Genomic DNA, 14,832 nt, shown 5'->3' on the forward strand with positions numbered 1-14,832 from the left:
GCTTCCGGCACATGGCACCGCTCTCACAGCTCCGCAATATCGCTGACACCGGCGAGACCCTGCACCGCAGCGGCTGTGCGCCCTACAAGATCGAGAAATACCTGCAGTTCTATGCCCGCAAACAGGGCATCAACGTGATTGTGCAGGCCACCCCCACCTCGATCTCCTGCCAGTTCCCGGACGAGGACAACCAGTTCATCATCCGCCGCCTGGACCCGGCCCAGATCAACCTCAGCCTGCTGGCGCGCACCATCATCCGCATCAACGCGGTGGAGGACCCGGGGATCGAGGAACCGGGCCGCTATCCCGGCTGGCTGATCATGCTTGCCAATATCGCCATCCCGCCCGCCTTCCTGACCCTGATCGGCAGCGCGCTAACCACCATTGCGCTCTCGGCGGTGCTGGGATTCCTGGTCTGGCTCTGCCAGCTGTTCTGCCGCGGCGACCGGGTGATCCTGGTCGAATTCCTGTCGGCGCTGGTCGCCGGTCTCACCGTATCGCTGGTCAGCAGCATGGGGGTGGAGGTGCCGGTCTGGGGCACCTGCATTGCCGCCATCGTGCTGTTCGTGCCGGGGCTGTCGATTGCCAACTCGCTGGAATGCCTCGCCTTTAACGACGTGATCTCCGGCTCCAGCCTGTTCGCCCAGTCGATCTTCGTGCTGATGAAGCTGTTTATTGGCATTTATATCGGCGTCAGCATCGGCTCCGCGCTCTGGGGGGCAACGCCGCATGTGGAGAACGTGAACGAGGTCTTGTGGTGGATGCCCTTTCTGGCACTGCCTGCACTGTCGTTTTCCATCGGCGTGATCTTCAATGCCCGGTTGGCTGATATCCTGCGGGCGCTGCCGGTCACTGTGCTGGGCATGTGGGGACCGCTCTACCTCGGCTTCGGCGGCGGCTGGATCGTCGGCACCTGGGTCACCGCCATGTGCATCACCCTTTACGGCACCTGGCTCGCCAAGACGCTGAACCTGACCGGCGCCATCTACATCGTGCAGGGCATCCTCATTCTGGTCCCCGGCAGCCGGGTGCTGATGAGCGCAACACAGTCGCTGTTCAACGAGACGTTGATGGCGGATGCCAGCATCGGCCTGTCGGCGCTTCTCATGTTCTCCGCCATCGTGGCGGGGCAGGTGACGGCACTGGCGCTTTATTCACAGAAGAACCGCAACCTCGCCAGCTAGGCGCTGCGCTCAGCCGCCGGCAGTTCCCATTCACCGCCAGTCAGGGGCGCGTCAGAGGCAGAGGGCCAGCCGCTGGCGGTCACCGCATCCTGCAGCGCAGCGTAACAGTCGGGATCGATGCCGGGGCCTGCCAAGTCATCCATGATGGCATAGGTCTTCTCCAGCGGCAGCGCCGCGCGGTAGGGGCGGTCGGCGGTCAGCGCATCAAAGATATCGGCCACCGCCATCACCCGCATTTCCTGGGTCAGGCGGCTGGCGTCCAGGCCATAGGGGTAACCCTTGCCGTCCAGCCGCTCGTGATGCGCCGCGCTCACATCCGCCAATTCGCGGAAGGCATGTATCCGGCTCAGTACCTCATGTCCCAGCACCGGGTGCCGCTTCATCAGGGCAAATTCCTCGTCCGTCATCTTGCCGGGCTTGTCCAGAATGGTGTTGGAGATCCCCAGCTTGCCGATGTCATGCAACAGCGCCCCGCGCACCATCCAGCGGCGCCGTTCCGGCGTGTACTCTAATTGGTCACAGATCATGCCGGTATAGCGCGCCACCCGCTGCGAATGGCCGTGGGTAAAGGGGCTCTTGGCGTCGATCACCAGCGAGAACGCGCGGGCGATCTCATCCAGGTACTCCTCGTCAACGGCATGGATGTGCTGCGCCTGCGGGGTGGCAAAGACTTCCGCCTCCAGCCCGGGGTCCTGCAGGTCAGGCAGGAACCGCGGCCGCCGGAGCACCGCGGTGAAGACCGGCACCAGATCCGGGTCGAACCAGCTGCCTGCGCGCCGCTCCAGCTCCTCCGCGGCGGCCTCCGCCCCCAGATCGGTGGCAAAGACGTCCGCCACCTGCGCCATCAGCGCAATGCGCGCGAACAGCGGGATCGCCTCGCCCTTCAGGCCCAGCGGCTGACCGCCGCCGTCCCAATGCTCATCCAGGCAGGCGATACCCTCCGCCACATCCTCCGAGAACCGCATCTGCCGGGCAATCGCCGCGCCGCGGTTGCAGCGGGTCTCAATCAGCTCTCCGGCAATTTCAGTGTTCTTTGCCAGCACTTGCTTCAGCGTCTTCAGCCGGGTCCAGGGCGCCGCATTGGCCGCAGTATTGCGCCAAAGGAACGCCAGCCCCTGGCGTACACCGCTGACGGTCTTGAAGCTGCGTTTGAAGGAAAGATCATCGGCCATATACAGCTGGCAGATGCGGGCGGCGTTGGAACTGCAGCCCAGATCCTTCATCAAGAGGGTGAAATAGAGATCGGAGCGCGCTTGCGGCGCCAGCCCCAGCTCTGCCGCCACCTGCATGCCGATCCAGCAGCAGCGCACGCAATGGCCCTTGGGCTGGCCTTCTGTCAGGTCCAGCGCATGGCTGAGCGCGCCCAGCAGTTCACCAAGCCGCAGGATGTCCTGCGGCGCGGCGGTGCCGGCCTGACCGGGACTGTAGGGAGAAGTGTAATGTGTCATGGGCCTTCTGCAGGGCAAGTGCGGAAGGCCCATGACAACACGGGCAGGGTTAACCTGCCCTGACCCGGCGCAGGATAGGGGTGGGGATTCTGCGCCGGATTTTCGTAAAATTTCCAGGGCCGCCGGATAGGCAGCCCCATGTTCTGATTTTGAGGGCCGCAGGAAGGCCGCCCTTGCCAGGATTTCCGGGGCGGGCAGCACCGCCCCAGGGGCCCCGGCCTTAGTTCACACCCAGTTTTCCCGGGAACTCTATGTTGATCTCCAGACTCGACAACTCGTCACCGCGCTCCATGCGGATGTCGATCGCCTCGTCGCCGATCTGCATGTGGCGGCGGATCACGTCCAGGATCTCGCGCTGCAATTGCGGCAGGCAGTCGGGGCGGGCGCCGCCGCTGCCGCTGCGCTCATGCGCCAGCAGGATCTGCAGCCGTTCCTTGGCGGTGCTGGCCGAGGCCTTGCGGGGGCGGAGGGAAAATCCGAACATTCTTACACCGCCCGCCGGAACAGCCGCTGCAGCAGCCCGCGGCGCGGGTCGGCGGCAATCCGCATCTCGATTTGCTCGCCGATCAGCCGGCCCACCGCATCCTCATATGCGGCCGCTGCCGCAGACGGATCATCCAGCACCACCGGCACGCCGAGGTTGGAGGCGCGCAGCACCGCCTTGCTTTCGGGGATGATCCCCAAGAGCGGCACCGCCAGCACCTCCAGCACGTCCTCCACCGTCATCATCTCGCCGCTGTCGACGCGGGACTTGTCGTGGCGGGTGATCAGCACCTGCGCCTTCACCGGCTCGGCGCCGGTCTTGCCGGCCCGGTCGGTGATGCTGTTCAGGAGCCCCAGCACCCGGTCGCTGTCGCGAACCGAGGACACTTCGGGGTTGGTCACCACAATGGCTTCATCGGCGAAGTGCATCGCCATCTGGGCGCCGCGCTCGATCCCTGCCGGGCTGTCGCAGATGATGTAGTCGAACTCCTTGCGCAGTTCATCCAGAACGGTCTCGACGCCCGCCTTGGTCAGCGCGTCCTTGTCGCGGGTTTGCGAGGTCGGCAGCACCGCCAGGTTCTCCAGGCGCCGGTCGCGGATCAGCGCCTGCTTCAGCTTGGCGTCGCCCTGAATGACATTGATGAAGTCGAACACCACCCGGCGCTCGCAGCCCATGATCATGTCCAGGTTGCGCAAGCCCACGTCGAAATCGATCACCACAGTCTTATGCCCGCGCCGCGCCAGCTCTGCGCCCACCGCCGCCGAGGTTGTGGTCTTGCCGACGCCGCCCTTGCCCGAGGTGACAACGATCACCTTGCCCAGCGGTTCTTCCAATGTCAGGTCCTTGCTCATTACAGTGCCTCCACACACAGCCGGCCATCGCGCAGGAAAACCTGTGCTGCGCGGTTCAATAGCTCCGGCTCCAAATTCTCGTTCGTCCGGTAAAGGCCCGCCACCGCCAGCAGCTCCGCGTCCAGCCGCTGGCAGAAGATGCGGGCGCTCTCATCGCCTTCGGCTCCGGCCATGGCACGGCCCCGAAGCAGGCCGTAGACATGGATATTGCCGCGCGCGATCAGTTCCGCGCCGGAGCTGACGGGGCCAACCACCACCAGATCGCCGCCCTCGGCCACCACCGTCTGGCCGGAACGCACCGGCCGGGTGACCACTACATTTTCCGGCGGGCGCAGTTTCTTGGGGATTTCACGGCGGGTGCCGGGGCCAGTGTTCAGCGGCGCATCCTTGCCGCTGGCCAGCGTGATCAGCCCGGCGTCCTCTGCAGCAGCGGCCTGGGCGGGGGTGGCGTTCTGCACCCCGAACACCGCCAGGTCGCGGCTGCGCAGGCTGTCAGCCAGCGCCCGCAGTTCAGCAGGCCGGTTCAGCCCCGGCGCCTGCGCCAGATCCAGAATCAGCGGTGCACCGTCAAAGAAATGCGGGCTCCAGCGCAGCTGCGCGTCCAAGGCGGCATAAAACGCCTGATCCAGCGGCCCGTCCTCGGGGCGCAGGGCAACAGCAGTAAAATAGCGCCCGCGGATCTGGAACGGCTTCACGCTGGCGGCAGGCGCGCTGCCACGGGGTTTTATGTCTTGATGCGGCACGCTCACGCGATGCTCCTGCTCGGGGATGGGCGGGTTTTGCTGCCGCGCCTTTTTCCCTTGGGTAGCTCTTGCGGGATACGCCGTTCAACCATGGCAGGGCGGGTTCGGCGGACAAGCGCCTGCGCTGTGCCAGAGCGGCGGATTTCCGCAGGCAATCCATCTGCGGTTGAGCAGAAAAGGGTTGCCGTTCCCGCTGCCGCCAGCTGCCGCTGTCCGGGTCTACAGGGCCAGCGGTGAGGACCGGCCCGAGGTCTCCAGCTCCCAGCTGGCGGACCAGTCTGCGCCCCGGCGTTCCAGCACCAGATAGTTGCGCTCCGCTGCATACCGCCCGGCCTGACCGGGGATTCTGCGAATGCGGATCGGGTGGCCGGGCAGGGGCGCATCGCCCAGCCACGAGAGCAGCCCCAGCGCCTTCGCCCAGGCCTTGGGCGGTGCCCGGTGGGAAATGCCGGAGGCCACCAGCTGGTGCAAAACCTTGCCGCCGCCAAGCGCCATCTCGCCCCGTGCGGCCAGGTGGATCTCGCCGGAAATCGCGGTGACCTCATGCCCTTCTTGCGCTGCCATGTCCCGCAGCAGCCGCAGCATCCGCCGCCATGAGGCCCGGTGCGCCCGGCTTTGCCACTGGTCGCGCAGGTCGTCCTCGTATTTCTGCATCCGCGGGATCAGCACCATCAGGAATTCCAGCAGCGACAACCGCGGCCCCAGCAGCGGCACGCTGGACAGGATCAGGCTGCGCCCGGCAAAGCGTTTCTCTGCCGCTGCTTTCATCAACCACCAGCCGCCCCGCGCCATCACCCGCCGTCGGCTGCGTTCGGAGCGCAGATCGGGCGCCAGCAGCCGCAGCCCCGGCGCTTCGATGCACCAGCCCAGGTGGCTGCCTTCGGGATCGGCAAAACGGGCAGGCAGGTCCCCATCGCAGCAACCGTGCTGAAACAGCAGCGCCGCCTCCCGTGCAGCGGAAAACAGCGTCTGGCCGACAGGGGAATAGGTGCGCGAACGGCGCAAGGACCCCCAGCCGTCGCAGATGTCATGATCGTCCCACTGCATCAGCGACGGCACTCGCGCTGCGATCCAGGCAAACTCCGGTGCGGTGTAGACTGCCAAGTAGCGCTGCAGGAAACGCTCGCGCAGGTGGTGCATCAGATTCGCCAGGTCCGCGCGCGCGGGATCGCGGGGAATGCGGTCCGGCCAATCTTGGCTCAAGGGATGGCCGTCTGTCACCTCATCCGCATAGACTTGGTCACCGCCATGCAGCAGCAGCGAGAAGGGGTGTTCCGCATGCTCCGCGCCCATCCGCGCCCACATGGCGTTGCGCTCGGCCCCGTCGCGGTCCAGGTCACCATGCTCCTCGCCGTTGCAGGCGGCATAGGCGATCCGCAGATCGCCGCCAAAACCGCCTGCCAGCTCATAGCGCGTGCCGTTCCACTGGTAGGCGGAAGGGCAGTCCGCCGGCAGGCTGAACCGCGCCCGCAGCACCGTATGGGTGCTGTACTCCGCCAGCGGTGCGGGCTGCGCTTCACCACCGTCCAATTGAACTGGCGGCAGAGCCGCGCCTTTGGGCGCGATGAACAAGGCGGCCAGATGCATCCGGCCATCGCGCAGATCATCAAGGATCAGGATCGGGCCGGTTATTCGGCCTGTTGCCGGGCCTGTTATCGGGCCTGTTGTACGGGTGCTGCTGCTCATGCCGTCACAGCACCTAGGTGCGGGCGGCGGCGCAATCAACCGCTGGCGGCATGACTTTCTGGGGTCGTCCGGGTCTGCGGCAGAATTGCCGGTGGCGCTTCCTGGGCGGGTGTGGTCTGACTGCCCGCATATTGCCCAGCCGCCTCCGGCCCGCCTGAAGGCGCGGATTTTTCAGGAGATTTGACATGCAATGGAGTTTTCTGGCCGCCGCCCTTCTGGCCGCCCTGTGGATGATTGTTCATGCCTTTGTGGGAGGCCGTGAATGCGCCCGTCCCCTGGCGCAGGACCGGCAGCTGCCGGATGTGGTGCGCGAGACCACGCTCTTGTGCTGGCATCTGGTCACCGGCTGCCTGGCACTGATGGCGCTGTTCCTGTTCCTCGGCGCCCGCGGATATGACGGGCTGGCGCTGGCCGGAACTGCAATGGCCGCGATGATGGCGATGGTTGGCCTGCTTCTGCCGCCGCTGCGCCGGGCGGGTTATGGCCTGCTGCCGCAAGGGTGGCTGTTTGTGCCTGTGGCCGCTCTGGGCGCTTGGGGGCTGGCGGGCGGTTAGCGCCAGGTCAAACACCAGCGCGGCCCTCCCGCCCGTCCAGCGTGCATGCGGCATGCCCGCCGCCCGGTTGGGCCCGGCGCCGGAGCCGCGGCTCCGGCGCGCATCCTGCCCGCAGGGCAGGATGCCATACCCAAGGCTGCAAGGGGGTGCGGCATCAGCCGCAGCACCTGCAGGCGCGGGAGGGCTGCCGGGTTTGGGGAAATGACCTAGCGGCTCAGCTCCCGCATGCCGCGTTCCAGGCCGTCCAGGGTCATCGGCACCATCCGGTTTTCGAAAATCTCACGGATCATGCCGATCGAATGGGTGTAGTCCCAGTATTTCTCCGGCACCGGGTTGATCCACAGGTTCGACGTCCAGGCCTCCCGCGCGCGCTGCAGCCAGACCTGGCCCGCTTCCTCGTTCCAATGCTCATTGGCACCGCCGGGGTAGGCGATCTCGTAAGGCGACATCGAGGCATCGCCCACAAAGATGCATTTGTAATCCGGCCCGTAGGTGCGCAGCACCTCATGGGTCGGGGTCTTCTCGTTCCAGCGGCGCTTGTTATCGCGCCAGACGCCCTCATAGAGGCAATTGTGGAAGTAGTAGTATTCCAGGTGCTTGAACTCGGCGCGGGCGGCAGAGAACAGCTCCTCCACCACCTGGATATGCGGATCCATCGAGCCGCCCACGTCAAGAAACAGCAAGACCTTCACCGCATTGTGCCGCTCAGGCCGGGTTTTCACGTCCAGATAGCCGTGCTCAGCAGTGGAACGGATGGTGCCGTCCAGATCCAGTTCCTCCTGCGCGCCCTCACGCACCCAGCGGCGCAGCCGCTTCAGGGCGACCTTGATGTTGCGGGTGCCCAGTTCCACATCGCCGTCGAGGTTCTTGAACTCGCGCTTGTCCCAGACCTTGACCGCGCGCTGATGGCGGCTCTTGTCCTGGCCGATGCGCACGCCTTCGGGGTTGTAGCCATAGGCGCCAAAGGGCGAGGTGCCCGCTGTCCCGATCCACTTGTTGCCGCCCTGATGGCGGCCCTGCTGTTCCTTCAGCCGCTCCTTCAGCGTCTCCATCAGCTTGTCGAAGCCGCCAAGCGCCTCGATCTCGGCCTTTTCCTCCGCGCTCAGATGCTTCTCGGCCATCTTGCGCAGCCATTCCTCGGGAATGTCCACCGCCTCCATCACGGCATCAGCAGGGATCGCCTCCAAGCCTTCAAAGGTGGCGGCAAAGGCGCGGTCGAACTTGTCGATGTTGCGCTCATCCTTCACCATCGCCGCACGGGCGAGGAAGTAGAAGGCCTCTATGTCATAGGTCGCAAGCCCCGCCTTCATGCCTTCCAGGAAGGTCAGATACTCGCGCAAGCTGACCGGAATGGACGCCTTGCGCAGGTTTTCAAAGAAGGGCTGGAACATCGCGGGCCTCTGTCAGCAGTTACGCCAGCACCCGGTGGGTCAGGATGGTTGCCAGCAGCCCCAGAATACCAAAGATAATGGCATAGACAGCCCCGTATTGCAGCATGTCCAGGGTGTTGCCGCCACGTTTGCGGGCCTTCAGGGCGCCAATCAGGCCGCCCAGCAGAACGCCGATGATTACGATCATGGTTCTATCCGTCTGTTGTCTTTCAGGGTCAGTTTCTTGCGGGCCGTATCAGGAGCCGGTGGGGCGCAGCGCGGCGACTTCCTCCAGCCGGGCCTCGACCACCCAGTCCGGGCCAAAGCCGTATCGCGCCCAACCCAGGCTGTCCAGCCTGACCCGGCGCGCTTCCACCTGGCGGCCCTCCAGCTCCAGCGCCTCCGCTTGCAGCATCAGCAGCGTTGACAGCAGGGCAGCGTTTTCATGCGCGGCTGCGGCAGTCACCGCAGGCTTCAGCCGGGCCAAGGCCAAGGCGCCGTTGCCGGTTGCAACGTCATAGGCCGCCAGCTGCACCGCGACCTTGGCTTGGTGGATGCCGGTGCCGGGCAGCTGCTGCAGAAAATCCTGCGCGGTCAGGAAATGCCGCAGTGCCAGCTCCGGCTCGCGGATGTGCAGCATCCGGCCCAGCGTATAGTGGCTCAGCGCCCGGCGGTGGTCGCTCCAGCCCAGGTCGCGGGCGATCTCTGCCGCCCTGTTGGCGGCGCGCAGCCGCTCCCGCAGGGAGGCCTGCGGCCCCAGCGCCTGCTCGTAGGCCGCTGCCCAGGCCCGCGGCGTGTCCGGCAAACCGGGCGCAGCGGCCCGTGCACCGCGCGGGTTCAGCCGGGCCAGGATGACAGGCAGCCGGGCGGCAACCTGCTCCCGGCTCATGCCGGTTTTCAGCTCCGGCGCGTAGGTCGCCCGCAGGATCAGCATATCGAACCCGGTCAGCACCGCGTGCATGTTGTCGTCGTTGAACACCGAGTCCGGCAGCCGGTAGAGGTCATTCAGCGGCCCGATCGCCTGGGCGAGCTCCTCATGCAGGCAGTCGCGCACTTCCTGCGGGCTGGTGTCATTCGGAATGAACACCGCCAGCCGGTCCCGCTCGCGCAGCAAGGCCCAGTTGGTGCGCGGGCTGCGCCGGTTGCGCCGGTATTCCGCCAGCGAGGAGACATTGGGCACCACGAAACAGGCCGCTTTGGGCAGCGCCCGGCGGATCTCGTTCCGGGACACCATCTGAATGGTGATGCTGGCCGCCTCGCCAGCGACCCGGCGGATGGGAATTCCGGCTTCAGTGCGCAATCTGGCCAGCAGCGCGTTCAGCTCGCGGGTGAAGCCGGGGGAGGGCGTGCCGGTCACGCGCAGGGTGATCTGGGTCTCGAACCGGGTGAACTGGGGCAGGGTGCTGCCGCCCTCCAGCTGGAAATGCAAATCCAGGAAGTCGCGGGCGATTTCCGCGTTGGCGCGCTGCGGAGCTTGCGGGCGCGGTGTGGTGAACACCTTGACCGGCGGCAGCGCCAGCGTCGCGGCAGCGGCGCGGGTCGGGGCCTCGACACGGGGCACGGGGGCCGTGCAGGCGGCAAGGGCAAGCGCTGCCAGAACACCTGCAGCCGCCTTCATAAGGCTGCACCCGCCGCTGCGGGGCTTCGTTTCCGGCTTGATAGTTGCGTCCGCGGGCACTCAGGCGTCTCCTGCTGGCCCGGCTGTCTCAGCCCGGCCCTGTTTCCTCTGATAGGGGAATGCATCAGCAATTTGAAGCGAAACAGGCAGACGCCGGGCAAAGCGCCCGCTGCCTGTGGCATCAGGCCGTGCCCTCAGCGCCGCCCGCGCGCCATAAAGGCCAGGCGTTCGAACAGATGCACGTCCTGCTCGTTCTTCAAGAGCGCCCCGTGCAGCTTGGGCAGGGCATTGGCGCCGTCCCGCGCAATGTCCTCCCGGCTCAGGTCCTCGGCCAGCAGCAGTTTCAGCCAGTCGATCACCTCAGAGGTCGAGGGCTTCTTCTTCAAGCCTTGCGTCTCGCGGATCTCATAGAACTGCGTCAGCGCCGCGGTCAGCAGCGCCTCCTTGATGCCCGGGTGATGCACCTCGACGATTTTCTTCATCGTTTCCGCATCCGGGAAGCGGATGTAGTGGAAGAAACAGCGGCGCAGGAAGGCGTCGGGCAGCTCTTTCTCGTTGTTGGAGGTGATGATCATGATCGGGCGGTGCTTCGCCTTGATCGTCTCGCCGGTCTCGTAGACGTGGAACTCCATCTTGTCGAGCTCCTGCAAGAGGTCGTTCGGAAACTCGATGTCAGCCTTGTCGATTTCGTCAATCAGCAGCACGACCTTCTCGTCCGCCTCAAACGCTTCCCACAGCTTGCCCTTGCGGATGTAGTTCTTCACGTCATGCACGCGTTCTTCGCCCAGCTGGCTGTCGCGCAGGCGGCTGACGGCATCGTATTCATAGAGACCTTGCTGGGCACGGGTGGTGGACTTCACGTTCCACTCGATCATCCGCAGCCCCAGCGCTTCTGCAACCTGCTTGGCCAGCTCGGTTTTGCCGGTGCCGGGTTCACCCTTGACCAGCAGCGGCCGCTCCAGCGTCACCGCCGCATTTACCGCAACCTTCAGGTCGTCGGTTGCAACATATTCCTTAGTGCCCTGAAATCGCATATCTTTCCCGTCTCAGCCGTGGTTGCCGTCTTGTTATCACGGTTTTAACCAAACAGCGCCACTATTGTGTAGTGACATTCCTGTCCGATAGGGATAAACGCTGCGGCAGAGGGGGATCCAAAGTGTTGAGGTATAGTTTATGACCAGCATGATGGGCCAGACCGAAGGAGCCGAAATGAAGCAAGAAGTGTTTCTGCCGGACGACTACCGACCGGCCGAAGATGAGCCGTTCATGAACGAACGGCAACTTGAGTATTTCCGACGCAAACTATTGGAATGGAAGCAGGATCTGCTGGCAGACAGCCGCGACACGATTGAGGGGCTGCAGGACAGCACCCGCAATATTCCAGATGTCGCCGACCGCGCCAGCGAAGAGACCGACCGCGCGCTGGAGCTGCGCACCCGCGACCGCCAGCGCAAGCTGGTCGCCAAGATCGACTCGGCCCTGCGCCGCATCGACGAGGGCGAATACGGCTACTGCGAAGTGACCGGCGATCCGATCTCGCTGAAACGCCTGGATGCGCGTCCGATTGCAACCATGAGCCTGGAAGCGCAGGAGCGCCACGAGCGCCGCGAAAAGGTCCACCGCGACGATTAACCGCTGATTTTGGCGGCAAAAACGCGACAAACATTGACGCCGGGGCCTTTTGCTCCGGCGTTTTTTGTTTCATTGGGGGCAGGCGGAGAATCTGCGGGAGCCCCATGGACCTCAAAGGCCTGAAAATAACCGTCATCGGCGCCGGCATCGGCGGTCTCGCGGCAGCGCTGTCGCTGCGCCGCTTCGGGGCGTCCGTCACCGTGCTGGAACAGGCCGAGGCGATCTCCGAGGTGGGCGCAGGCCTGCAGATCACCCCCAATGGCGTGCAGGTGCTGAAGGCGCTGGGGCTGGCGGATGATCTGGCCTGGTGCTCGCAGCGCGCGCGCGCCGTGGTACTGCGCGGCCACCGCCGCGGCAAACAGGTGCTGCGGCTGGATCTGGACGAATACGCCGCCGGGCTGCCCTATTACTTCGTGCACCGCTCCGACCTCATCGGCATCCTGGCCGGCGCCGCCCGCCGCGAGGGCGTGCAGGTGCGGCTGCTGCAAAAGGCAGAGCGCATCGAACCGGGTCCGCAGCCGGCCGTTCACCTGGTGAACGGTGCCCAGTGCGGCGGCGATCTTGTGGTCGGGGCCGACGGGCTGCATTCGAAAACCCGGGTGGCATTGAACGGCGAGCGCAAACCCGCCTTCACCGGCCAGGTCGCCTGGCGCGCCACGGTGCCCAACCACCTGAACCTGCCGCCGGAGGCGCAGGTGTTCATGGGGCCGGGGCGGCACCTGGTGGCTTACCCTTTGCGCGATGGCAGCCTGATGAACCTGGTCGCGGTGCAGGAGCGCCGGGCCTGGGCTGAGGAAGGCTGGAACCTCAAGGACGACCCCGCCAACCTGCGCGCCGCCTTCCGCGGTTTCGGCGGCAATGCTGCGGCGCTCTTGGAGGCGGTGGAGGAGGTGCTGCTGTGGGGGCTGTTCCGCCATCCGGTGGCAGAGCACTGGTTTGGCGAAAACACCGCCATTCTTGGCGACGCCGCGCATCCGACGCTGCCTTTTATGGCGCAAGGCGCCAATCTGGCGCTGGAGGATGCCTGGGTGCTGGCACGTTCCCTGCAAGAGGCAGCGGGGCTGAAATCCGGCCTGATGATGTACCAGGAGCGCCGCCGCGCGCGGGCAGAGAAGGTGGTGCAGGCCGCCAGCAACAACGCCTGGAAATACCATCTGCGCGCGCCGCTCAGCTGGCCTGCGCACCAGGTGCTGAAACTGGGCGGCCGCTTTGCCCCGGACCGCATGGTCAGCCAGTTCGACTGGATCTACCGCCACGACGTCACCGCCTGAATCAGGCCGGGGGCTGGGCGGGGGAGGCTCCCGCCCGTCGCGGTTTCATTGAAAATGAACCGCTCCCGTTGGGCGTGGCGCCGCGCTGACGCGCGGCGCGGGTTGTGTTCAGATGTCCAGGTCGACCCAGACCGGAACATGGTCGGACGGCTTTTCGCGGCCCCGCACATCCTTGTCGATCTGGCAGTCCCGCAGCAGGTCAGCGGCCTGCGGCGTGAGCAGGAAATGGTCGATGCGGATGCCGTCGTCGCGGTTCCAGGCGCCGGCCTGGTAATCCCAAAAGGAATAATGCCCCGGCCCCTGGTGCCGCGCCCGGAACGCCTCGGTGAAGCCCAGGTTGACGATCCGCTGAAACGCCGCACGGCTTTCCGGACGGTGCAGAGCGTCCTCGCGCCAGGCCTCCGGGCGCTTGGCGTCCTCGGCCTGCGGGATGATATTGTAGTCCCCGGCCATCAGCGCGGGCATCTCTTCGGCCATCAGCGCCGCGGCGCGGGTCTTCAGCCGCTCCATCCAGGCCAGCTTGTAGGCGTATTTGCCGCCCGCCACCGGGCTGCCGTCTGCCTCCAGCTCCACCGGGTTGCCATTCGGCAGATACAGGCCGCAGATCCGGATCGCCTGCTTGCCCACCACGGTGGCCTCGATCCAGCGCGCCTGTTCGTCGCTGTCGTCGCCGGGCAGGCCGCGGCTCACATCCTCCAGCGGCAGCTTGGACAGGATTGCCACGCCATTGAAGCTCTTCTGGCCGTGGGTTTCGACGTTGTAGCCGCGCTCCTCGAAGATCTCGCGCGGGAAGGCCTCATCCACTGACTTGATTTCCTGCAGCAGCACCACATCGGGCTGCGCCTCATCCAGCCAGTCCGGCAGCGCCTGCGCCCGGGCCTTGATGCCATTGATGTTAAAAGTGGCGATTTTCATGGCTTGCCTCCGGCGCAGAATTCTTTATTCGGGGCCGATCTATCGCTGAATCAGCGTCCCGGGGCAAGCCCGATGCGCGATTCGCGAATCACCTTTGGCGCTGCGACTCACTGGCGTTTTGCACAGGTGAAAAATACCCCTCAGGTTGAGTTTCTTTATTTTGCAATAATATGCGTGTGAATAACACGGTGAATAACCTGTGGATGAATTGAAATAACTGAAATTGCGCAAAAAATAGCGGGTTGAAGTTAAAGTAAATGAAACTACAAAATACAATGTGAAATTGCATTTTATGTTTGCGCTGCGCGGCGCCCGTGCCAGCGTCAAGGAGCCTTTTGTCCTTAACGAATGGGGTTCCAAAATGACTGCTCAGCGTAAAATCCAGACCATCCACGCAACCCGCCATGCCACTGGCGCCAGCCTGTTCGAGGGCGATGCAACAGAGATGTTCTCCTCCGGCTCCGCGCCTGAACTCAATGCGGGTCTGTCAGTAGGGGAAGGCGTTTCGCTGTTCTCCTCGGGCTCCATGCCGCAGACGGCAGAGAGCTGGGCAGGCGGGGAAACCGGGCTGTTCTCCAGCGGTTCGGCGCCGTCGGCCTGCAGCGAAACCGCGGCTGGCGATCTGGTGGAGATGTTCTCCTCTGGCTCCGCCCCTGCCGCCCGCGCTGACACCTCAGCGGGGGATTTGGTGCAGATGTTTTCTTCCGGGTCTGCACCCTTAAATCAATCTGAGGTTGCTTCCGGCAATTTGACTGAACTGTTTTCTTCTGGCTCCGCCCCGGCAATGGGAAATGAAACCGCCTCCGGCGATCTGACGGAAATGTTCTCGTCAGGCTCGGCCCCCGCGGCACAGGCCGGAACCGGCGCGGGCGAGGGGGTGGAAATGTTCTCCTCCGGCTCCGCTCCGGCCGCCACTGCAGAGGCGGGCGCGGGCGAGGGGACGCATCTGTTCTCCTCCGGCTCCGCACCGGCGGCTGAGGCCCGCACCAGCGACGGCGACGCGACCCGGCTGTTTTCCTCGGGCAGCTGACCGGACCGGGGCCGGCCTCCCTCCCGGCCCCTGACCATCGGCGGTC

At 65.2% G+C, this 14,832-nt stretch carries 15 protein-coding genes; 5 read left to right on the top strand and 10 right to left on the bottom strand.

Features of this window, described 5'->3' with window-relative positions; translation table 11 throughout:
• The first annotated feature begins 11 nt into the window (after positions 1–11).
• Positions 12–1,184: a threonine/serine ThrE exporter family protein gene (locus tag GC1_RS00315; protein WP_019296753.1), complete on the top strand. Its 1,173-nt coding sequence runs from the start codon at positions 12–14 to the stop codon at positions 1,182–1,184.
• Here GC1_RS00315 and GC1_RS00320 read toward each other — a convergent pair.
• The 5 genes from GC1_RS00320 to GC1_RS00340 all read right to left on the bottom strand — a co-directional run bounded on the left by GC1_RS00320 (position 1,181) and on the right by GC1_RS00340 (position 6,396).
• Positions 1,181–2,632, bottom strand: a complete 1,452-nt coding sequence (locus GC1_RS00320) for an HD-GYP domain-containing protein (RefSeq protein WP_019296752.1) — start codon at positions 2,630–2,632, stop codon at positions 1,181–1,183. The two genes, GC1_RS00315 and GC1_RS00320, sit on opposite strands and share 4 nt — an antisense overlap.
• Positions 2,633–2,852: 220 nt before the next feature.
• Complete coding sequence (minE, locus tag GC1_RS00325) at positions 2,853–3,116, bottom strand: cell division topological specificity factor MinE (protein ID WP_019296751.1); 264 nt, start codon at positions 3,114–3,116, stop codon at positions 2,853–2,855.
• A 2-nt stretch (positions 3,117–3,118) separates the two neighbouring features.
• Positions 3,119–3,967 (bottom strand): septum site-determining protein MinD, encoded by an 849-nt coding sequence (gene minD, locus GC1_RS00330; protein ID WP_019296750.1) that lies wholly within the window; start codon positions 3,965–3,967, stop codon positions 3,119–3,121.
• Positions 3,967–4,716 carry a septum site-determining protein MinC gene (gene minC / locus GC1_RS00335; RefSeq protein WP_019296749.1) on the bottom strand — a complete coding sequence of 250 codons (750 nt, stop codon included), beginning with the start codon at positions 4,714–4,716 and terminating at the stop codon, positions 3,967–3,969. The genes minD and minC overlap by 1 nt, the downstream gene beginning before the upstream one ends.
• A gap of 213 nt (positions 4,717–4,929) precedes the next feature.
• Positions 4,930–6,396, bottom strand: a complete 1,467-nt coding sequence (locus GC1_RS00340; RefSeq protein WP_019296748.1) for an alkaline phosphatase D family protein — start codon at positions 6,394–6,396, stop codon at positions 4,930–4,932.
• 185 nt (positions 6,397–6,581) lie between these two features.
• On the opposite strand from GC1_RS00340, the gene GC1_RS00350 reads away from it, so the two are divergent.
• Complete coding sequence (locus GC1_RS00350) at positions 6,582–6,950, top strand: hypothetical protein (protein ID WP_019296746.1); 369 nt, start codon at positions 6,582–6,584, stop codon at positions 6,948–6,950.
• Between the two features lie 206 nt (positions 6,951–7,156).
• On the opposite strand, the gene GC1_RS00355 is transcribed toward GC1_RS00350, so the two are convergent.
• The 4 genes from GC1_RS00355 to GC1_RS00370 all read right to left on the bottom strand — a co-directional run bounded on the left by GC1_RS00355 (position 7,157) and on the right by GC1_RS00370 (position 10,972).
• Positions 7,157–8,341 (bottom strand): vWA domain-containing protein, encoded by a 1,185-nt coding sequence (locus GC1_RS00355; RefSeq protein ID WP_019296745.1) that lies wholly within the window; start codon positions 8,339–8,341, stop codon positions 7,157–7,159.
• Positions 8,342–8,360: 19 nt separating this feature from the next.
• Positions 8,361–8,528: a hypothetical protein gene (locus tag GC1_RS22645; protein WP_019296744.1), complete on the bottom strand. Its 168-nt coding sequence runs from the start codon at positions 8,526–8,528 to the stop codon at positions 8,361–8,363.
• 48 nt (positions 8,529–8,576) lie between these two features.
• Positions 8,577–9,938 (bottom strand): DUF2927 domain-containing protein, encoded by a 1,362-nt coding sequence (locus tag GC1_RS00365; RefSeq protein ID WP_019296743.1) that lies wholly within the window; start codon positions 9,936–9,938, stop codon positions 8,577–8,579.
• Positions 9,939–10,132: 194 nt separating this feature from the next.
• Entirely contained in the window at positions 10,133–10,972 is an 840-nt protein-coding gene (locus GC1_RS00370; protein ID WP_019296742.1) for an AAA family ATPase, read from the bottom strand.
• 175 nt (positions 10,973–11,147) lie between these two features.
• Between GC1_RS00370 and dksA the strand changes: the two genes are divergently transcribed.
• Both dksA and GC1_RS00380 read left to right on the top strand, forming a co-directional pair.
• Positions 11,148–11,570, top strand: a complete 423-nt coding sequence (gene dksA / locus GC1_RS00375) for an RNA polymerase-binding protein DksA (RefSeq protein ID WP_036762180.1) — start codon at positions 11,148–11,150, stop codon at positions 11,568–11,570.
• Between the two features lie 104 nt (positions 11,571–11,674).
• Complete coding sequence (locus GC1_RS00380) at positions 11,675–12,841, top strand: FAD-dependent monooxygenase (protein ID WP_019296740.1); 1,167 nt, start codon at positions 11,675–11,677, stop codon at positions 12,839–12,841.
• A gap of 108 nt (positions 12,842–12,949) precedes the next feature.
• On the opposite strand, the gene xth is transcribed toward GC1_RS00380, so the two are convergent.
• Complete coding sequence (xth, locus tag GC1_RS00385; protein ID WP_019296739.1) at positions 12,950–13,756, bottom strand: exodeoxyribonuclease III; 807 nt, start codon at positions 13,754–13,756, stop codon at positions 12,950–12,952.
• Between the two features lie 361 nt (positions 13,757–14,117).
• Between xth and GC1_RS00390 the strand changes: the two genes are divergently transcribed.
• Complete coding sequence (locus tag GC1_RS00390) at positions 14,118–14,786, top strand: DUF6749 family protein (protein WP_036762177.1); 669 nt, start codon at positions 14,118–14,120, stop codon at positions 14,784–14,786.
• Positions 14,787–14,832: the final 46 nt, after the last annotated feature.

This window comes from Leisingera sp. ANG1 (assembly GCF_000203975.2).
Lineage (GTDB): Bacteria > Pseudomonadota > Alphaproteobacteria > Rhodobacterales > Rhodobacteraceae > Leisingera.

Coding starts and splice junctions, on each gene's coding strand:
- GC1_RS00315 (WP_019296753.1), top strand. CDS start 12: ATGGCACCGCTCTCACAGCTCCGCAATATCGCTGACACCGGCGAGACC.
- GC1_RS00320 (WP_019296752.1), bottom strand. CDS start 2,632: ATGACACATTACACTTCTCCCTACAGTCCCGGTCAGGCCGGCACCGCC.
- minE (WP_019296751.1), bottom strand. CDS start 3,116: ATGTTCGGATTTTCCCTCCGCCCCCGCAAGGCCTCGGCCAGCACCGCC.
- minD (WP_019296750.1), bottom strand. CDS start 3,967: ATGAGCAAGGACCTGACATTGGAAGAACCGCTGGGCAAGGTGATCGTT.
- GC1_RS00340 (WP_019296748.1), bottom strand. CDS start 6,396: ATGAGCAGCAGCACCCGTACAACAGGCCCGATAACAGGCCCGGCAACA.
- GC1_RS00350 (WP_019296746.1), top strand. CDS start 6,582: ATGCAATGGAGTTTTCTGGCCGCCGCCCTTCTGGCCGCCCTGTGGATG.
- GC1_RS00355 (WP_019296745.1), bottom strand. CDS start 8,341: ATGTTCCAGCCCTTCTTTGAAAACCTGCGCAAGGCGTCCATTCCGGTC.
- GC1_RS22645 (WP_019296744.1), bottom strand. CDS start 8,528: ATGATCGTAATCATCGGCGTTCTGCTGGGCGGCCTGATTGGCGCCCTG.
- GC1_RS00365 (WP_019296743.1), bottom strand. CDS start 9,938: ATGAAGGCGGCTGCAGGTGTTCTGGCAGCGCTTGCCCTTGCCGCCTGC.
- GC1_RS00370 (WP_019296742.1), bottom strand. CDS start 10,972: ATGCGATTTCAGGGCACTAAGGAATATGTTGCAACCGACGACCTGAAG.
- dksA (WP_036762180.1), top strand. CDS start 11,148: ATGAAGCAAGAAGTGTTTCTGCCGGACGACTACCGACCGGCCGAAGAT.
- GC1_RS00380 (WP_019296740.1), top strand. CDS start 11,675: ATGGACCTCAAAGGCCTGAAAATAACCGTCATCGGCGCCGGCATCGGC.
- xth (WP_019296739.1), bottom strand. CDS start 13,756: ATGAAAATCGCCACTTTTAACATCAATGGCATCAAGGCCCGGGCGCAG.
- GC1_RS00390 (WP_036762177.1), top strand. CDS start 14,118: ATGACTGCTCAGCGTAAAATCCAGACCATCCACGCAACCCGCCATGCC.